This window comes from Actimicrobium antarcticum (assembly GCF_039536745.1).
Classification (GTDB): Bacteria; Pseudomonadota; Gammaproteobacteria; order Burkholderiales; family Burkholderiaceae_D; genus Actimicrobium; species Actimicrobium antarcticum.
In genome coordinates, this window is the sequence record NZ_BAAAZE010000003.1 from 1 (window position 1) to 18,492 (window position 18,492).

The window sequence follows — 18,492 nt, forward strand, 5'->3', positions numbered from 1 at the left end:
CCTGGTAACCGAACGTCGAAACGCGCTGGGCGGCTCCGGTACTTTCAGCGACGCTGATGCCGGTCAGTAGCGTCGGATGCCGGGTATCTTCGTAATGGTACTGCCGCTCGGTGTGATTTGGCAGGCGCACCCGGACCAGATTGGCCAGCAGGGCGGATTGCACGCTGACCGAGCCAGTCGGCGCAGTACTGCCATAGTGATAATCAAAGCGCCCGACCGGGCTGTCGATGGATTGCACGCCATTGAAGCCGGTACGGCTGCGCGCTGTCTTGCGGTCCGGATAGTTCAGCTGCAGCTGCCGGCCCTGCGGATCAGTGACCTGGATCAGCAGGCCCGCGTTGTCGTACAGCAGGCTGACGAATTCGCCGGTGGGCGCCGTGATTTGTTCGAGCTTGCGCTGGTGATTGAAGCGCCAGACCTGGCCATCATGCCGTTGCCAGACAAATTCATCGCCGCGACTAGTGCGCAGGATTTCGATGCTGCCGTTGGCCGGATCGCTGGTGCTGCAGAGTGACCGGTTGAGCGGGTCACGGTTGAAGATGATGCGGTGACCGTCGGCTTCGATCAGCTGGAGCGTGTTGCCGACGGCAATCAGTTCGACTTCATACGATAAGCGCCAGCCGCGTCCGACCAGGCCATTCGGGACGTTCGGTGTACCGAATGCGCTGTTGTAGTGTCGTACGATTTCCAGGCCGAGCACACCTGGCAGGGCTGGCAAGTCGGTGTCGCGCTGGTACTTGTTGCCGGTGATGAGGTTGATCGGATTGCCGGCACAGGCGACGCCCGGATTGCCGGCGGTGGGTGCCGTGCATTGCCGGGTTTGCTTGTTCTGCGCGTGCACTGGGAACGCCGCCAGTAGCGCCATGAGCAGCAAAATACACAGCGCGCGAACGTGGGAAAAAGTCGATGTCATGGCGGCGAGTAGTCGGTCGGATGTCGTGTCGAATGGAGGGCAACGAGGCCGCCCGCTTAGGGATTGAGAGTCACATCGACCCGTCGGTTTGGTGCCAGGCAGCGTTGCAGCGCGACGCCGGTCTGGCCCGCGCATTGCGCCAGTTCCACCTTCAGATTGGCCGCGCCATGTCCGGTCGCACGGATCGGCAAGCCCGACAGGCCGTGGCCGAGCAAGTAGGTCCTGATAGTCTGGGCACGTGCCGCTGACAGCGCCAGATTGGTCTTGTCGTTACCGATCTGGTCGGTGTAACCATCGACGCTGACCGAGGTATAGCCACCCGCATTGGCTGAGGCAATCAGCGTGTCGAGTTGCGTCATGCCGGCTGCGGTGAGCGTTGCCTGTCCGAAGGCGAACGTGATATCGCCCGGGACGACGACGGTGACCGGTATCGGGTCAGGACAGATCGGACACACGCCACCAGTGCAATTGCCACCGGGTTCGGTCGGGCTCGGATTACCTGGAGGCGATGTGTTGCATGGCGGTGAAGTACAGCCCGCCGGCGGTTGCGTCACTGGTGGCGGATTGCCCGTGTTGCCAGGGTCGGCGCCATTCCCGGCACCCGGGCCGGAGAGGTTGTTTCCCTCGATCGCGTCCGACTGCATCTGCACCATCACATCGGTGACGACCGGAATGCGCCCTGCACGCAGCAGCGTGGTGCGGATGCCGCTGGTGCCGTCATCCTGCAATTGCAGCAAGCCCAGATAGAGCTGCCCGACCAAGGGCACTTGCGGTTTGTAGCCGGTCGTGATGCGCAGCTTGAGCAGGTTGGCATCCTGGATGCTCTGGCCCGATTGCGTGCCGATCACGGCTGTTCGGGTTTGCTGGCCGCTGTTCGGAATCACGCGTTTGCCGTTACCGACGCGGGCCTGTAATGCCGCGACATTGAAGTCCTGAAAGCTCTCGGTGGTGGGATTGCGTATCTCGACTTGGGCGTGGGTCTGGATATCGGCGAGCGCCCGGGCGGCCGATGCCGCAAGCGCTGCCGGATTGGTGCCGCCGCCGTAGAGTGGCGCCAGCGCGGTGGCGTAGGCATGTTCGATTGTGGTCAGGTTGGCGTGGCCGGTGCTGCCGGCACGGGCCGCCATGAAGCTGGCGTGGTTGTAGTGGTTCCTGGCGAAAAACACCAGGCCGTACTGGAGGACTGCCAATCCGATCAGCGTGATGACAGGACCAATCACGATGAATTCGATCATTGCGGAACCGCGACGGGAGGTCAGGGAAGTCATGTTTCAGAATGGAAGTCGCGCCAGCAGACGCAGGATGTTCCGGTAGTTGATGACGCCAACTATCGGTTGTTGAATGCTACCGGCGACTCCGGGAGTTCTTCATCACGGCGTGCAAATTGAGGTGCTGGCGTGGTCGGGCGCACAACGTTTTTATGCGAAGGGCCAAGCCGGGTGATCTGCGGTGATCAATGCCGGCACTGACGATGGACCTGCTGCGGTGGGTCGCCTGGAAGAAATGCCAAGGGAGGCACCCGATGCCGCACGAAAAGTTTCTGCCGCGCCACGCAGGCGTCATCGAACCAAACACCTGAACGGCCAGCGTCATTGCGTCGTGCGCGTTCGCCAGACACCGAACCCGTTAGCGCAGGTTGACGGCATTCCCGTATTGATCCACCCTGCCTGCTTCCTACGACTTCTGCCGCTCCGCGCGGCACGCCTCATCCATGAATGAACAACTCAAACACCTGCTCGACGTCCTGCCCGGTTACCTGCTGAACTACAGCCTGAATGTCGTCGGTGCCCTGATCACGCTGATCGTCGGCTACCTGGTGGCCGGCTGGCTGGCGCGGCTGATCGACCGGACCATGGCCCGGTCACACAAGATCGATCCGGTGTTCCGCTACATCCCCGGAAAAATCATCCGCATCGCCATCCTGATCTTCACGCTGGTAGCTGTGCTGAACCGTTTTGGTGTCGAGACCACCAGCCTGATCGCAGTGCTCGGTGCCGCCGGCCTGGCGATTGGCCTGGCCTTGCAGGGCACGCTGAGCAATGTGGCGGCCGGCGTGATGATCCTGTTTTTTCGGCCGTTCAAGATTGCCGACGTGGTGCAACTGGATGGCCAGACCTACATCATCGACGCGGTCGGTTTCTTCATTTGCAGGGGTCACCTGCCGGACGGCCCTGCGGTCTTTATTCCGAATTCAAAAATCTGGGGCCAGACCATCGTCAACCTCTCGGTGACCGATAACGACATCCGCCGCATCGATGAAAATTACGGCATTGCCTACAGCGACGACATCGGCGCCGCACTGGCGATCCTCAGGCAGATCGCCGCCGACGAGCCGCGCATCCTCGACACGCCGGAGCCGCTAATCAAGGTCGACAAGCTTGGCGAAAGTTCGGTCAATATCCTGTTCCGGGTATGGACCAAGCGGGTCGACTGGTGGGATACCAAGATTGATCTGGTGCAGCGGTGTAAGGAAGCGCTTGAGGCGGGTGGGTGTTCGTTGCCGTTTCCGCAGCGGGATGTGCATCATTTTCATGAGGCGGCGGTGGTGCGGAAGACGGGGGCGATTGAAGGGTGACGGCGGGTGCGGGTTGCGGGGTTTGCGCTCTGAATACCGCAAGCAGGGTCAGAGTAATTTTCGCGGTGAAGCATTGCGAAAAAAAACTCTGACCCTGGTTGCTGATGATGTGGTTTGCGGCGGCTGGCAAGAGCGGATTCCGTGGAAGTGAGTTACTGCGGCTGGCAAGCGCGGGTGGTGATGAACCCGCAAGCTGCAAACGCCAGTTTCCGGGGTCAGAGTTTTTTTTCGCAGGGTTATCGCGAAAATTACTCTGACCCCGCAAACGGATTGCGGAGTGCCGCCGTCGCATACCGATAACTGCAGGCACGATCAGTCAGCCGGCTTGCGAAGTTCACACTGCCAATACCAGGAGCAGGATCAGCTGGCAGATTGCCGTTTCCTCAGCGCGATGCGCATCATGCTCATGAGACGGGAACGGCGCGAAAAACGGCAACGATCGATCGAAAGGCATCAGGATAACCGCCGCGCCTTGCGCTTTTTGCGCGAGGCCAGCAACGGCGACTCACCGATGCGTTCGCTAGCAACCGGTTCGGCTGCCTGCGGTAGGGCGATGCCGGCACGCCTTGCGTTATCGACCAGGTCCGGCACGACCACCGTGACCCGTTCACTAAAACGCTGCAAGCCCTCATTCCATTCCCGGATCATGGCCGACCCCACCGGGGCAAATCCGGGCCGTTCGCGGATGTGGTGCAACAGATCGGGAAACACGCTGGCCACGGCCTCGCACACGATGCCGACCAGCTCGCGCTGGCGCGCCGGGTCAATGTCCAGGTGCTGCTGCAGGAAGCGCCACAATGCCTTGCCCGGGTTCCAGCTCTTGCGACCATCGATGTACATGCCGGGCGGATTGCGGGCATAACGGTCATACGCCCGAATGGTCAGCATGTCGTAAATCGGTGCGACCCGAACATCCTCCAGATCGGAGTACAGCAGCGCCAGATTCTTGGTATGGCAGTCGGCGTTACCCAAGGCGAAGGTCAGCAGCAACGTCACCGCAAGCTGTTCCTGCGATTGCTGGCGCAGCCGGTCCGGAACCCACTGTCGCACCAGCCGTGCCACACGCTCCCAGGTCGACTGATACTTGTCGTCGGGGTTGAGGCCGAGCAGGCTGCAACAATCTTCAAAGCCGAGTCTGCGTCCGGTCTGTGGATCGATGTCAAAACGCTCCACGACCAGCACCTGACCATCCTCGGAGACCTGCGTTGCCGGAGCTGCAAAACCCGTACGCCGCGCCACTTCCATGCAGAGATGTTCATTAAGCGCGAGGAAAGGCATGTGCTCCGAACTTCCCTTGACGAGATAGCGCTCGGTCGGCAAGGTGCCTTTGCGAAACAGCTTTTTTGCTTCCGGCGACAGGAATTTCGGTACGACGCCAGAGACACCGGAACTGGCGTAATCCCGCATCAAGGTCAGGAATACCTGGGCCGACGTGTCGCCATGCAGCAGCGGCTGCAACTCCAGTGCAAGGTCCTTGCGCAACAGCACTTCTCCGGCCGCAACCTGCACCCGACCGATCGTGTTTTGTCCGGTGACCGCCAGCAGGTCGAGCGGACTGGCGCCCAGATGCGGGCCAAGCTGCTCCTTGAGCAACAACAGCAAAAACCCCTCTGGCAGGCTGACCCGAAAAAACGGATGCAACTCCGGCCACGGCAGGCTGGCCGGCTGAACCGGCATCAGCAACGATACAAAATCGTCGGGCGCGGCATCGTGCCGATACGTCAGATGATGGACAAAGCCATCGGTATGACTGAGCGTGGCCACTACCTTGCCATGGACAAAGACGTTCAGGATCATCGCGAATCAGGGCCGATATTGCGTGACTGTTTGCGTTCTTCCAGGACATCGGCCAGCGTCGGCCGCTGGCCAGCCTTGACGAATGCCAGCTCGTATCCCATCGCATGCGCCAGTCGCAGCAGCTTGCCAACCGAAAAATCATTACCCCGACCGCGCTCGAAACGCGACAGCGCGGTTTGCTGCATGCCGACACTGGCGGCAACATCGCTTTGCGTGCGGGCAGTGTTTTCGCGCAGGTGCTGGAATTCTGCGCCGAGGTCTGGAAGAGTTTTCATCGTCAGCAATTTATGCGTTAAATGATATAAAAATAGGTTATTTTTTTAAATATATCACTTAACGCATACTCGAACTACTGGTTGGGTGGGGAGAGGATCAATTTTCTAGCAACAACGTCGATGTCAGTACAGTGGAAACGACAGGATGGCGATTCGCTTGCTGCGGTCGCTGGCAGACAGCCGGATTGTCGCGATCACGCTCCGAATACCGCAAACGGATTGCGGAGCTTAGTCGTCGCGTACGGATAACTACAGGCGCGATCCGTCAGCCGGCTTGCGGAGTTCGCGCTCCGGATACCGCAAGCAGGGTCAGAGACATTTTCGCGGTGAAGCGTCGCGAAAAAAAACTCTGACCCTGGTTGCTGCGGATGTGGTTTGCTGCGGCTCGAAAAGCGGATTCCGTGAGAGCGATTTGCGGCGGCTGGCAAAAGCGGATTCCGTGGAAGTGAGTTACTGCGGCTGGCAAGAGCGGGTGGTGATGAAGCCGCAAAATGCAAACGCCAGTTTCCGGGGTCAGCGTTTTTTTTCGCAGGGGTATCGCGAAAATGTCTCTGACCCCGCAAACGGATTGCGGAGCTTAGTCGTCGCGTACGGATAACTACAGGCGCGATCCGTCAGCCGGCTTGCGGAGTTCGCGCTCCGGATACCGCAAGCAGGGTCAGAGACATTTTCGCGGTGAAGCGTCGCGAAAAAAAACTCTGACCCTGGTTGCTGCGGATGTGGTTTGCGGCGGCTGGAATAGCGGATTCCATAAGAGCGATTTGCGGCGGCTGGCAAAAGCGGATTCCGTGGAAGTGAGTTACTGCGGCTGGCAAGAGCGGGGGGTGATGAAGCCGCAAGCTGCAAACGCCAGTTTCCGGGGTCAGCGTTTTTTTTCGCAGGGGTATCGCGAAAATGTCTCTGACCCCGCAAACGGATTGCGGAGCTTAGTCGTCGCGTACCGATAACTACAGGCGCGATCCGTCAGCCGGCTTGCGGAGTTCGCGCTCCGGATACCGCAAGCAGGGTCAGAGTAATTTTCGCGGTGAAGCGTCGCAAAAAAAACTCTGACCCTGGTTGCTGCCGACGTGGCTTGCGGCAGTGGGCAAGTGCGAGTTGATTCGATGTGATTTGCTGCGGTTCGCAAGCGCAGGTTGTGTCACCAAAAAAATCCATGCAACCCGCCAGCCAAACCGCGTGTTCAACAAAAAATCAAACCGCCTCGCTCCCCCGAAAATACCGCTTGGCCCGCCGCCCCCAGGCATCCAGATACGTATAAGCCACCGGCACGACCAGCAACGTCAGCAGCGTCGACGTAATCACGCCGCCGATCACCGCCCGCCCCATAGGCGCCTGCGATTCCCCGCCATCCCCAATCCCCAGCGCCATCGGCAGCATCCCGAATATCATCGCCATCGTCGTCATCAGAATCGGTCGCAAACGCACCTGCCCCGCCGTCAGAATCGCGTCATGCTGGCTCTGCCCCGCCTGTTGCGAATGGTTGGTGAAGTCCACCAGCAAAATCGCGTTCTTCGTCACCAGTCCCATCAGCATGATGAATCCGATAATCGAGAACATGTTTAATGTGCTGCCCGTGATCAGCAGTGCCAGCAGCACGCCGATCAGTGACAGCGGCAGCGAGACCATGATGGCGATCGGTTGCAGGAAGCTGCCGAATTGCGAGGCCAGCACGAGGTAAATGAAAATCACCGCAATCCCCAGCGCTGTGACCGCAGCGCCCAGCATGTCTTTCATTTGCTCGGCCTGACCGCCGACGTCGAAGCGCACACCGGACGGCAGGTCAATGGTTTTGATGATGGCTTGCACTTCCTTGTTGACGTCGCCAGCCGGTCGGCCTTCGACGTTGCCGTAGATGCCGACGCGCCGTTGCAGGGCTTGTCGCTTGATGACTTGCGGGCTGGTGGAGGGAACAAATTCGACCACCTGGCGCAATGGCACCATGATCGGTTTGCCGTCCGGCGTGATGTTCTTGCTCATCACCGACAGGTTGCCGAGGTCGGCGATGCGCTCGCGCCCGGCCTTGGGCAATTGCACATTGACTTCGTAGTTCTGGCCGTCCTGCGCCAGCCAGTAGCTGGTGGTGTCGCCGGCCACGAACGGACGCAGTGCGGCGCCGATCTGTTGCAGCGTGAGGCCGAGGTCGCTGGCGCGCTCGTTATCGATCTTGACGATCACCGACGGGGTCGATGCTGCCAGGCTGTTTTCGAGGTCGGTGACACCCTTGATGGTGGCCAGTTTTTGCATGACCTGTCTGGCGACCGTGTCGAGCTTGCCGATGTCCTGACCGAGGATGGCGATGTAGATGGCCTTCTCGTTACCGACCGACAGCGCGATACCGGCGATCGGTGTCAGACGTTTGCGAATCAGCGCTTCGAGGTCTTTCTGGCGGCGCCGGCTGGTCAGTTTGCGGTCGGTCAGTTTCAGGCTGACCTCGGCCGTGTTGGCACCTTCCTGGCCGCCGACGGTGGTGATGACGCTGGCGATCTCGGGGAAGTCCTTCAGGGCACCTTCAACCTGCTCAATTTTTTCATTGGTGTAGGCCAGGCTGGAGCCGACTGCGGTCTTGAACTTGAGTGTGATGAAGCCTTCGTCGGTTTCCGGGAACATCTCGCCACCGATCAGCGGCACCAGCGCCAGGCTGCCGATGAACAGCAGCAGTGCCGACAGCAGCGTCAGCTTGCGCCAGCGCAGCGACCATTCCAGCGTACGGCCGTAGCGCAGGTGCAAGCGGTCGATGCCGTATTCGATCCTTTCCATCATCCGGCCTAGCCACGGCACATAGCGGAAGCGGTTCTCGACCGGATCACGCCAGACCGACGACAGCATCGGATCAAGCGTGAAGCTGACGAACAGCGACACCAGCACCGCCACCGTGACGGTGATGCCGAACTGCAAAAAGAAGCGCCCGATGATGCCGTCCATGAACGCCACCGGCACGAACACGGCGACGATCGCAAAAGTCGTGGCCATCACCGCCAGGCCGATTTCACTGGTGCCGTCGTTGGCGGCATCCTTGTGGCTTTTGCCCATGCCGAGATGACGCACGATATTTTCGCGTACCACGATGGCGTCGTCGATCAGCAGGCCGATGCATAGCGACAGCGCCATCAGCGTCAGCGCATTGATGGTGAAGCCGAACGCCTTCATCGCGATGAAGGTCGCCATCACCGAGATCGGCAAGGTCAGGCCGGTGATGATGGTGCTGCGCCAGGAATGCAGGAACAGGAACACGATCAGCATCGTCAGTGCCGCGCCTTCGAGGATGGTGGCCTTGACGCCGTCGAGCTGGCGTTCGACCGAATCCGAGTTGGAATTGACGATGGTCAGCGTGCTGCCGGCCGGTAAAGTTTTGGCCATGTCGGCGACGGCTTTTTTCAGGCCGAGACCGACCTCGATGATGTTGGCGTCCTGCACCTTGGTGATGTTGATGTTGATGGCGCGCTGGCCATTAACGCGCGAGATCGAGGTTTCTTCGCGTTCGCCATCGACCACGCTGGCGACCTGATCGAGAAACACCGGCCCGCTGGCGCGCCGGGCCACGACGATCTTGCCAAACGCACGCGGGTCGCGGATCTTGCCTTCAACCCGGACCAGTTGTTCGGACGGCCCGCGGCTGATGATCCCGGCCGGCATGTCCTGATTGGTGATCTGGATGGCGCGCAGCACGTCATCGATGCCGATGTTCTGTGCGGTCATGCGCACCGGATCGACATTGATGAGGATCTGGCGGCTGGTGTTGCCGCCGGTGGTGACCTGGCCGACACCGGCGACGTTTTGCAGGCGCTTGACGACCACCTGTTCGGACAGCGTCGACAAGGCGCGCATGTCGCCGCTGGCCGAGGTCAGCGTCAGCGTCGCGACCGGCTGGGCGTTTTCTTCCTGGCGGGCGACGAAAGGTTCTTTGGCGTCTTTCGGAAAGGCCGCGCGAATCTGGGCGATCTTGTCGCGCACTTCCTGGATGCCGTGATCCATGTTGGTCGAGAGGTCGAATTCGATGAAGGTCAGCGAGCGCCCTTCGAACGAACTGGAGACGATTTTCTTGACGCCCCGCACCGTGTTGGCGACGTTTTCGATCGGCTTGGTAATGTCATTTTCGACCGCTTCCGGCGACGCGCCGGGATACAGTACCTGTATGAAAATGAACGGAAACTGCACGTCCGGCATTTTCTCGACGCCCAGGCTCTTGTACGAAAACAGCCCGAGCACCATCAGCGCCACCATCACCATGGTGGCAAACACCGGATTGCGGATGCTGGTTTTGGTGATCCACATGATCAGCCTTTCGAGGCAGGCAATTTGACCAGCGATCCGGCCTTGATGCCGTCGAGCTTGACAGCCAGCACGGGCGTGCCGATTGCCAGGCCGTCGGTGACTTCGACCAGGCCGTCGTCGTCATTGCGCAAGCCCAGCTTGACCACTTGTTCCACCACCTTGTTACCGTCAATTTTAAACACCGTCGTGACGCCATCCGTCTGACGCAGCGCGCTGATCGGCACCGCCGGCACCAGCGTCGACTTGTTCAATGTGATGCCGCCCTTTGCGTACATGCCCGAGCGCAGCGCGTTGTCGGGATTGGCCACCGCGACATACACCGTGATCGCGCGCGACCCGGCTTCGGCGGCGGGATTGATGCGCACCACTTCGCCGGTAAAGACGCGCTGGCCAAAACCATCCACGGCGAAGGTCACGCCCTGCCCGGCCTGCACACGCGGGATTTCGCTGGCCGGCACCTGCGCTTCGAGGATCAGCCGGGCCAGGTCGACCACGACAAACAGCGGCATGTCGGGCGCGGCTTTTTCACCGGCCTGTACGTAGCGTTTGCTGATGATGCCGTCGATCGGCGAGCGCACCACGGCGTCATCGAGGGCACGGCGGGCGATGTCGCGTTGCGCGCTGGCCGACTTGACCGCGGCCTGCGCCAGTTCGACGCTGTTCTGGGCAGTGTCGAGCGCGTTCTGGGAAATGAATTTCTGTTTCAGCAATTCGTTGTTGTTCTCGCGGTTTTTGGTCGCCAGTGCAAAGCGGGCGCGCGCGTCATCGAGGGCGGCGTCCTGCGCACCGAGGCGGGCAGTCAGGTCGGCCGTATCGAGCCGCACCACAACGTCGCCACGTTTGACCCTGATGCCTTCGGCAATCGGTGCTTCGCGGACTTCGCCAGCCACCTTGGATTTCACGGTGGCCTGGTTCTGCGCATTCAGCGCGCCGGAGACCGGCAACTGCACGCGCAGGTCGCGCGCCGCGACGCGAATCACATCGCCCGCTGCGAGCTCCATCACGGCGGGGGTGTCTTTGGTCTCTGCCGGTTTGGGCGCGGGGCGCATCGACATCACGCCGCCGGCGACGGCAATCACGACCACGATCGCGACGGGGATCATCCAGCGTTTGGACGGCGGCAACGGCTGATTATTTTGCATGCTGGTTTTTGAAATGGGTGTGGAAAAGCGGGATCGCTGCAGGACTTTAACGGATTGATTTATTTGCGGCAATCAGGATATGACAGGCTGCATCAGCGTGCAGCTGCGCTGCCGATACCGGCGACAGGCTGCACGACAGGACTGCACAACAGGACTGCACAACAGGACTGCACAACAGGACTACAGCACGAACGTGAAATCCTTCACCAGCGCACCCGGCAGGCGTGCGCTACCGGTGGCCCGTTCGCCATATGAATCGCTATCGAGCAGCAGTTCACGCTCGCTGGTCAGCGCCAACAATTTGTCGCCGAGCAAGCGGAACAGCGACTCGTCGAAGCGCATCACATTCAGAGGTGCCTTGATCTCGCCGCCTTCGACCCAGAAAGTCGCAAAGCGCGTCATGCCGGTGATCCGGCAATTCGCCCGATCCGAAAAATTCAGATACCAGAGATTGCTGACATAGATACCGGTGTCGAGTTCGGCCAGCGCCTGCGCCATCGGCAACGTGCCGCCCGCCAGATCGATGGCGCTCATCGCTTCGCCGCTGCCGGCGCCATTGTTGGCCAGGCCGTATTCCATCGCGGTGCGTGGCGAGATCATGCTGCCGGTCAGAACGCCCTGTTCGATCAGCGCAATCCGGTCCGGCTTCAGAAAACCGTCGCTCTGAAAACCCGGCCCCATGCCGCCGTATGTGTCTTCACTCAGCGTGATCGCAGGATGCAGGCGCACGTTCTCGTCACGCATGCGGCGCAATGCGCTCTGGCGCGTGCGCAGGGATTTTTCGGACAAGCCATCCCAGTTGAACATGCTGACCAGTTCCTGCATCGCAGTCGGGGTCAGGAAGGCGCGGTAGGCGCCGGGTTTGACGGTCACCGGGGCGCGCTGCAGCATGACCAGCTGCGCCATCGCACCGTGCATTTTTGCGCTGAAAACCGTGCTGTCCCAGTCGGCACCGGCGTAGGAGGTTTTGACGGCCTTGTCACGGCTCTGGTACAGGCTCCAGTCGAGATTGAAGGTGGCGCTCTGGTGCCAGTTGCGCTGGCCGGCGGCATTCGCAAATCCGCGCATCACCGGTCCCATCGCGAGGATGCCGACCAGGTCGACACCGGCGGCGGCGTGCAGCACCTGATCGACGATCTCTGCCGCCGCTGGCAGGCGCGACGGTGCGTTGTGTTCGGTCGAGCGCACCTCGGTGGCCACCAGCAGATGCGGGTCGTCGGGCAAGTCGGGCAACTGCGTGCGCAGGGTCGCCATTAGCTGCGCCAGCGTGGCGCGATCGGCTGCGAGATGACCTGCCAGCGTGGCACTGGCCGAGCAATGACGCCGGCCATCGATCAGGTGCAGCGACAGCGACGACTGGCGCACATGGCCGCACTGGCGGATCGCGCTGCGATTGAAGCGCACGAAATCCGACGCCTCCGCCGAATACCAGCACTGGTACTGCTCGCTGCCCTGCAACTGCGTGCCGATCAGATCGGCCAGCTGATAAAAATAGGTTTGCATCAGGCTTCTCCTCCGAACACATCGACATTGGCGAACAGGCAGGCCGGCGATGCGTGCCCGACCCGGATCACTTGCGAGGGCTCGCCCTTGCCGCAAAATGGCGTGCCCATCACATCGGCGGTAGCGGCATTGCCAACCGCCTTGAGCGAGCGCCAGAATGAGTCGGAGATACCGCGGTAGTTCGGATTCTTGACCACGCCTTTCAATTCGCCATCGACAATCAGCCGACCGCTCTCGCAACCGAACTGGAACTTGTTGCGCGAGTCATCGATCGACCACGACACGTTGGTATCCATCAGCACGCCACGTTCGACCGAGCCGATCATGTCATCGAGCGAACTGGTGCCGGGTTCGATGTTCAGGTTCGCCATGCGATCGATCGGCGCGCGGTTCCAGCTGCAGGCACGCGAATTGGCGACACCGTCGATACCGGCGCGGGCCTGCGAAATTGCACCGCCTAGCGGGCGCTCCAGCACACCGGCACGGATCACGTAGGTCTTCTCGGCGGGATGGCCTTCGTCGTCCCAGCGGTAGCTGGCGAATTGCTCGGGCCGGGTCGGATCGTAGGTCACGTTGAGCAGTGGCGAGCCGTATTGAAAGTGGCCGAACATGTCGAGCGTGACAAAGCTGGTGCCGGCAAAATTGCGCTCGTCGCCGAGGATGCGGTCGAGCTCGATCGGATGGCCGATCGACTCATGAATCTGCAACATCATCTGTTCCGGCATCAGCAGCAAATCCATCGTGCCGCTCGGGCAGTTCGGTGCTCCCAGCAATTCAATCGCCTGCGCCGCGATGCGCGCACCGCTGCCATGAAAACCGGCATCGGCCAATACTTCCAGACCACCCTGCCGGCAATAACCGTTGTACTGACCGCCGAGGCTGCGGGTCTGCGTGTCGGCGCCTTGGTTGGCGGTCACCGACAGGTTGGGAATGACGAACCGGAAATGCTGTTCGAGATCGCCGCCCGCGCTGGTCAGATACAACTGGCGGGTGGTGATGGTACCGACTGATGCGCTCCAGTCGACGATGCGCGGGTCGATCTGGCAGGCGGCAGATTCCTGCGTCAGCAAGGCGATCAGGTCCTTGCGGTTGGTTGCGGGTGACGTGGCGGGACTGGTGTAGATACCGACCGGATGCGGCATCGTGATCGCGGAATAATCGACCACCGAGCGACCGGCGCTGGCTGCGGCCCAGGCCTGCGCGCGGGAGATTGCATCCTTCAGCCCGGCGGCTGTCAGGTCGCTGGTCGCGGCATAACCGTAGCCGCCGTCATGGATGATGGTGACCATTGCCCCGCGGTCGATGCTGGTGGTGAGCGGTTGCAGGATATTCTGGCGGACGCTGATCTGCTCGCTGGTTTCTTCGACGATGCGCAGGGAGCAGAAGCTGGCGGCGGGGGCGAGGGATTTGAACAGGGGGCGCAGGGTGTCGAACATGGAGTGGAGGCCTTCAAAATGTATCGCTTGTTGCAAACCGGTTCGGTGGCGATCAGGGGTCGAGTCACAGAATCAAGGGATTAATTCGGGTCAGATTAATTAGGGTCAGAGTCAATTAATTACGAAGAGCCGAGTGCGCGATCATCGGCACTCCGCAAGATTAATTAGGGTCAGAGTCAATTAATTACGAAGAGCCGAGTGCGCGATCATCGGCACTCCGCAATCCGTTTGCGGGGTCAGAGTAATTTTCGCGATACCCCTGCGAAAAAAAACTCTGACCCCGGAAACTCGCACCGGCAGCGCGCCACTTCCGCGAAGACCGCACCACCTGCGCTTGCCGGCGGTCGCGAACCACACCAGACGCTTTTGTCGACGATCGCGAACCGCACCACCCGCTTTTACCAACCGTCGCAAACCACATCAGCAGCAACCAGGGTCAGAGTTTTTTTTCGCGACGCTTTACCGCGAAAATTACTCTGACCCTGCTTGCGGATTCCGAAGCGCGCTGATCGCGGCCACAGCTGCCGGTGCGCGACGACCGACGTAATTAGGGTCAGCGTCAATCAACCACGGAGCACCGAGCGCGATCATCGGCACTCCGCAATCCGTTTCCGGGGTCAGAGTAATTTTCGCGATACCCCTGCGAAAAAAACCTCTGACCCCGGAAACTCCTTGCCAACCTTCGCAAACCACATCAGTAGCGATGTTTTGGCTGCGAAGTTGTACATGCGTGTTTGGATTAATTAGGGTCAGAGTCAATTAATCACGGAGTGCAAAGCGCGGCAAGCCCCCCACCCTCAGTGCGTCAACCCCTTCGGAATCGCACTCAGCAAGGTCTTCGTATAAGCATGCTGCGGATTGCGATACAGCTCATCCGAATTCGCCAGTTCCACCACGCGCCCCTGGTTCATCACCATCACCTGATCCGCGATGTACTTCACCACCGCCAGATCATGCGAAATGAAGATGTAGCTCATGTTGAATTCTTCCTGCAAATCCTGCAGCAAGTTCAGCACCTGCGCCTGCACCGAGACGTCCAGCGCCGATACCGATTCATCACATACGAGCACCTCGGGTTTGAGCGTCAGGCAACGCGCAATCGCAATCCGCTGACGCTGTCCTCCCGAAAATTCATGCGGATAGCGATGAAACGCCGCTTCCGGTAATCCGACCTTTTTCAGCAGCGCATACGCCATCGCCGTCCGTTCCTTGTCATCCCGCCCGATCGCATGGATCTGCATCGGTTCGAGCAATATCTGCCCGACCGTGAAGCGCGGATTCAGCGAGGCATACGGGTTCTGGAAAATGATCTGGATGCGCCGCTTGTAAGCCATGAATTCCTTGTTCGACATGGCCAGAATATCCTTGCCATCGAACAACGCCTGACCCGAGGTAGCCTGATGCAGCCGCATCAAGGTCAGCCCGACCGTGGTCTTGCCGGAACCCGATTCACCCACCACACCCAGCGTCTTGCCGCGCGCCAGCTTGAACGAAACATCGCTGACCGCCTTGAATTCCTTGCGACCAAAAAACCCCTCGCGGGTATAAAAACTTTTGCCCAGATTGCGCACGTCCAGCACGATGTCTTCGGAGCCGGTCAGGCCACGGCTGCGCTGTTCGGTCAGGCCGGCTGGCTCGCCATCGCCCTCCAGATAATCGGCGATCACCGGCAAGCGCATAGGACGCGAGTCCAGCGATGGCCGGCAGCGCAGCAGCGCCTTGGTGTACGGGTCTTTGGGTGCTTCGAAGATCTGGTGAATCTCGCCCATCTCGCGCACTTCGCCGTTGCGCATGACGATGACGGAGTCGGCAATCTCGCCCACCAGCGCCAGATCATGGGTGATGAACAGCACCGACATCTGGCGCTTTTTGCGCAGCGCATCGATGAGGTCGATGATCTGTTTCTGGATCGTGACGTCGAGTGCGGTGGTCGGTTCGTCGGCGATCAAGAGCTTGGGTTCGCAGGCAATCGCCATGGCGATCATGACGCGCTGTTGTTGGCCGCCCGAGAGCTGGTTCGGATAGTCGTCGATCTTGGTGCCGGGGCTGGGAATACCGACTTCTTCCAGCAACGCCAGCGTGCGGGCACGCGCTTGCTGGCTGTCCATGTTCATGTGCAGCTTGAGTACTTCGGCGATCTGAAAACCGACCGTGAAGACCGGATTGAGCGAGGTCATCGGCTCCTGGAAGATCATCGAAATTTCTTTGCCGCAGAGATTGCGGCGTTCGGCAATCGACAGCGCCAGCAGGTTGCGACCTTCGAATTCGATGCTGCTGGTCGGGTCGACCAGCGCGCTGTCGGCCGACAGCAAGCCCATCACGGCGAGCGAACTGACCGATTTGCCGCTGCCGGATTCGCCCACCAGGGCGACGGTGGCATTGCGCGGAATATCAAACGAGATGCCCTTGACGGCTTCGACGCTGTGGGTCTTGTCGGTCATGAAGCTGACGCGCAAATTTTTGACAGATAACAGGGGAGTGGTCATCGCAATTCCTATTTGAGCTTTGGATCGAGGGCATCGCGCAGGGCATCGGTAAACAGCGAGAACGCCGTCACCAGTATCGCCATCGCCACACTCGCCGCAGCCAGTTGCCACCACTTGCCGAGGATCAGTTCGTTCTGCGCTTCATTGAGCATGCTGCCCCACGAAACGGTGCCGACCGGTACGCCAAACCCCAGAAAGCTCAGGATCACTTCCGACTTGATGAAACCCACCACCAGAATCGAGACCTGCACCAGCGCGACGTGGCTGACGTTCGGAAAAATGTGGGTGAACATCTTGCGCATGTGCGAGGCACCGATCGCGTCGGCAGCCCAGACATATTCGCGGTTCTTGTGCTTCAGGTATTCGGCGCGGATCAGCCGGTAGGTGCCGGTCCAGCCGGTCAGGCCAAGAATCAGCACGATGGTGACGACGCCTTTTTGCTGCAGCACGGCGGCCACTGCCAGGATCAGCAGCAGGTACGGCACCGACGTGAAGATGCTGTAGAACCAGTTGAACAGATCATCGACCTTGCCACCGAAATAACCCGAGAACGCGCCGAAGACCGTGCCGAGGAAAGTCGCCAGCAAGGCCGACACCAGCCCGACCACGATCGAGGTTTCGGCACCCTTGATAGTTTTCAGGAGGATGTCGTGGCCCCATTTGTCGGCACCGAACGGCAGCGTTTCCTTGCGCGCGACAGCCGCCTTGGCAGCGCCGCCCTTGGCCAGTTCGGCACGTACTTCGGCCAGCTCCGGCCCGATCGGGTCAGGGATACCGTAGTCATTGACGATCACCGGCTGGGCGGTGCCAGCGCTGGCGCGCAATTCGCGCAGCACGTCCTTCAACGGATCGAGCGGATTCTCGGGCGGCGGGGCTTCCACGGCACCGGGTTCGATCGGCGAGGCACCGCGTTCGGCGGCCGATTGCGCCCCGACGAAGGTGGGCGGCGCGTAGTTCACGCCGACTTCATCGGCCCAGTTGGCGGCGATCAGGCCGGAGGCCGACAAGACCAGTGCCACCAGAAAAGCGACCACGATGGCCAGTGCCAGCATGGCCACATGGTCGGTGCGCAACCGGCGCCATGCCAGCGCCCAGAGACCCGGCGAGACCTGTGTTTCAGTATGTGCCATGTGCTCTTTCTACTTCAGTTGAACGCGTGGATCGACCGCCTGGTACATCAGGTCGGTCAGCAAATTGAAGAGCATGGTGGCAGCCGCAACGTAGACAGTGATCGCCTTGATCACCGGAAAATCGCTGCGTTCCACCGCCAGGATGACTTCGCGGCCGATGCCCGGAATCGAGAAAAACCGTTCAATCAGGAAGGCGCCGATCAGCAGTGCCGGCAGGTTCGACATGACATGCGTGATGATCGGAATCGCCGCGTTGCGCAGCACATGCACCCACAGGATGCGTCGCTCCGACAGACCCTTGGCGCGCGCGGTACGGACATAGTCCTGGTTGACTTCATCGAGCACGAAGGTACGGAACAGGCGCAGGCTGGGCGCCACGCTGACAGCCAGGCCGATCAGGATCGGCAGCAGCGAATACTTGAACAGGTTTTCGAGGAAGCTGTCGCCCCAGCCCTGCACCGGAAACAGGCCCAGCTTGTAGGCAAAGAAGTACTGGAACACGATGATGTAGACCAGGATGCTGACCGACATGCCGATGGTGCAAGCGACCATCACGGCGCGGTCCGTCAGCGAACCACGCACGAAGGCAATCGCCAGCGCCAGGCCAACGGCGATCACGGTCTCCAGTATCGTCAGTGGAATCAGCACCGTCAGCGACGGCCCGAGGCGCGACGTGATCACGCTGGAGACCGATTCGCCGGTGCTCCAGCTGTTGCCGAAATTGAAGGTGGCGATCTGTTTGACGAAGATCCACAGCTGCACATAAAACGGCTGGTCGATGCCAAGCTGGGTGCGGATATTGGCGATCTGTTCCGGGTTCGACATCTTGCCGGCCAGGATGTAGGCCGGGTCGCCGCCGACCCAGTTGAACAGCATGAAGACCAGCAGGATCACGCCGAGCATCGTTGGCAGCATTTGCCACAGCCGCCGGACTATGTAGGAAGTCATGGTGCCCTCTTATCG

12 protein-coding genes are annotated in these 18,492 nt (G+C 60.5%); 1 reads left to right on the forward strand and 11 read right to left on the reverse strand.

Annotation, left to right across the window (positions count from 1 at the left end):
• Together ABD720_RS02005 and ABD720_RS02010 are read right to left on the reverse strand one after the other, a co-directional pair.
• Positions 1–913, reverse strand: a 913-nt coding sequence (locus ABD720_RS02005; RefSeq protein ID WP_344761543.1) for a DUF6531 domain-containing protein, incomplete at its 3' end; no start/stop codon positions are given.
• Positions 914–969: 56 nt separating this feature from the next.
• Entirely contained in the window at positions 970–2,181 is a 1,212-nt protein-coding gene (locus ABD720_RS02010; RefSeq protein WP_344761544.1) for an OmpA family protein, read from the reverse strand.
• Positions 2,182–2,624: 443 nt separating this feature from the next.
• Between ABD720_RS02010 and ABD720_RS02015 the strand changes: the two genes are divergently transcribed.
• The gene (locus ABD720_RS02015) at positions 2,625–3,488 is read left to right on the forward strand and encodes a mechanosensitive ion channel family protein (protein WP_344761545.1); all 864 of its coding nucleotides are present in this window, start codon (positions 2,625–2,627) and stop codon (positions 3,486–3,488) included.
• Between the two features lie 453 nt (positions 3,489–3,941).
• Here the strand turns inward: ABD720_RS02015 and ABD720_RS02020 are convergent, their stop codons facing one another.
• The 9 genes from ABD720_RS02020 to ABD720_RS02060 form a co-directional block, all read right to left on the reverse strand.
• The gene (locus tag ABD720_RS02020; protein WP_344761546.1) at positions 3,942–5,285 is read right to left on the reverse strand and encodes a type II toxin-antitoxin system HipA family toxin; all 1,344 of its coding nucleotides are present in this window, start codon (positions 5,283–5,285) and stop codon (positions 3,942–3,944) included.
• Positions 5,282–5,560, reverse strand: a complete 279-nt coding sequence (locus ABD720_RS02025) for a helix-turn-helix domain-containing protein (protein WP_344761547.1) — start codon at positions 5,558–5,560, stop codon at positions 5,282–5,284. Before ABD720_RS02025 ends, ABD720_RS02020 begins: the two co-directional genes overlap by 4 nt.
• A gap of 1,191 nt (positions 5,561–6,751) precedes the next feature.
• Entirely contained in the window at positions 6,752–9,832 is a 3,081-nt protein-coding gene (locus ABD720_RS02030; RefSeq protein WP_344761548.1) for an efflux RND transporter permease subunit, read from the reverse strand.
• Between the two features lie 2 nt (positions 9,833–9,834).
• Positions 9,835–10,974 carry an efflux RND transporter periplasmic adaptor subunit gene (locus ABD720_RS02035; protein WP_344761549.1) on the reverse strand — a complete coding sequence of 380 codons (1,140 nt, stop codon included), beginning with the start codon at positions 10,972–10,974 and terminating at the stop codon, positions 9,835–9,837.
• A 180-nt stretch (positions 10,975–11,154) separates the two neighbouring features.
• Complete coding sequence (locus tag ABD720_RS02040; protein WP_344761550.1) at positions 11,155–12,477, reverse strand: TldD/PmbA family protein; 1,323 nt, start codon at positions 12,475–12,477, stop codon at positions 11,155–11,157.
• Complete coding sequence (locus ABD720_RS02045) at positions 12,477–13,913, reverse strand: TldD/PmbA family protein (protein WP_344761551.1); 1,437 nt, start codon at positions 13,911–13,913, stop codon at positions 12,477–12,479. Before ABD720_RS02045 ends, ABD720_RS02040 begins: the two co-directional genes overlap by 1 nt.
• A 797-nt stretch (positions 13,914–14,710) precedes the next feature.
• The gene (locus ABD720_RS02050; RefSeq protein WP_344761552.1) at positions 14,711–16,399 is read right to left on the reverse strand and encodes an ABC transporter ATP-binding protein; all 1,689 of its coding nucleotides are present in this window, start codon (positions 16,397–16,399) and stop codon (positions 14,711–14,713) included.
• A gap of 8 nt (positions 16,400–16,407) precedes the next feature.
• Positions 16,408–17,529 carry an ABC transporter permease gene (locus ABD720_RS02055; protein WP_344761553.1) on the reverse strand — a complete coding sequence of 374 codons (1,122 nt, stop codon included), beginning with the start codon at positions 17,527–17,529 and terminating at the stop codon, positions 16,408–16,410.
• A 9-nt stretch (positions 17,530–17,538) separates the two neighbouring features.
• Positions 17,539–18,477, reverse strand: a complete 939-nt coding sequence (locus ABD720_RS02060; protein ID WP_344761554.1) for an ABC transporter permease — start codon at positions 18,475–18,477, stop codon at positions 17,539–17,541.
• Positions 18,478–18,492: the final 15 nt, after the last annotated feature.

Coding starts and splice junctions, on each gene's coding strand:
- ABD720_RS02015 (WP_344761545.1), top strand. CDS start 2,625: ATGAATGAACAACTCAAACACCTGCTCGACGTCCTGCCCGGTTACCTG.
- ABD720_RS02055 (WP_344761553.1), bottom strand. CDS start 17,529: ATGGCACATACTGAAACACAGGTCTCGCCGGGTCTCTGGGCGCTGGCA.
- ABD720_RS02030 (WP_344761548.1), bottom strand. CDS start 9,832: ATGTGGATCACCAAAACCAGCATCCGCAATCCGGTGTTTGCCACCATG.
- ABD720_RS02020 (WP_344761546.1), bottom strand. CDS start 5,285: ATGATCCTGAACGTCTTTGTCCATGGCAAGGTAGTGGCCACGCTCAGT.
- ABD720_RS02040 (WP_344761550.1), bottom strand. CDS start 12,477: ATGCAAACCTATTTTTATCAGCTGGCCGATCTGATCGGCACGCAGTTG.
- ABD720_RS02050 (WP_344761552.1), bottom strand. CDS start 16,399: ATGACCACTCCCCTGTTATCTGTCAAAAATTTGCGCGTCAGCTTCATG.
- ABD720_RS02035 (WP_344761549.1), bottom strand. CDS start 10,974: ATGCAAAATAATCAGCCGTTGCCGCCGTCCAAACGCTGGATGATCCCC.
- ABD720_RS02060 (WP_344761554.1), bottom strand. CDS start 18,477: ATGACTTCCTACATAGTCCGGCGGCTGTGGCAAATGCTGCCAACGATG.
- ABD720_RS02045 (WP_344761551.1), bottom strand. CDS start 13,913: ATGTTCGACACCCTGCGCCCCCTGTTCAAATCCCTCGCCCCCGCCGCC.
- ABD720_RS02025 (WP_344761547.1), bottom strand. CDS start 5,560: ATGAAAACTCTTCCAGACCTCGGCGCAGAATTCCAGCACCTGCGCGAA.
- ABD720_RS02010 (WP_344761544.1), bottom strand. CDS start 2,181: ATGACTTCCCTGACCTCCCGTCGCGGTTCCGCAATGATCGAATTCATC.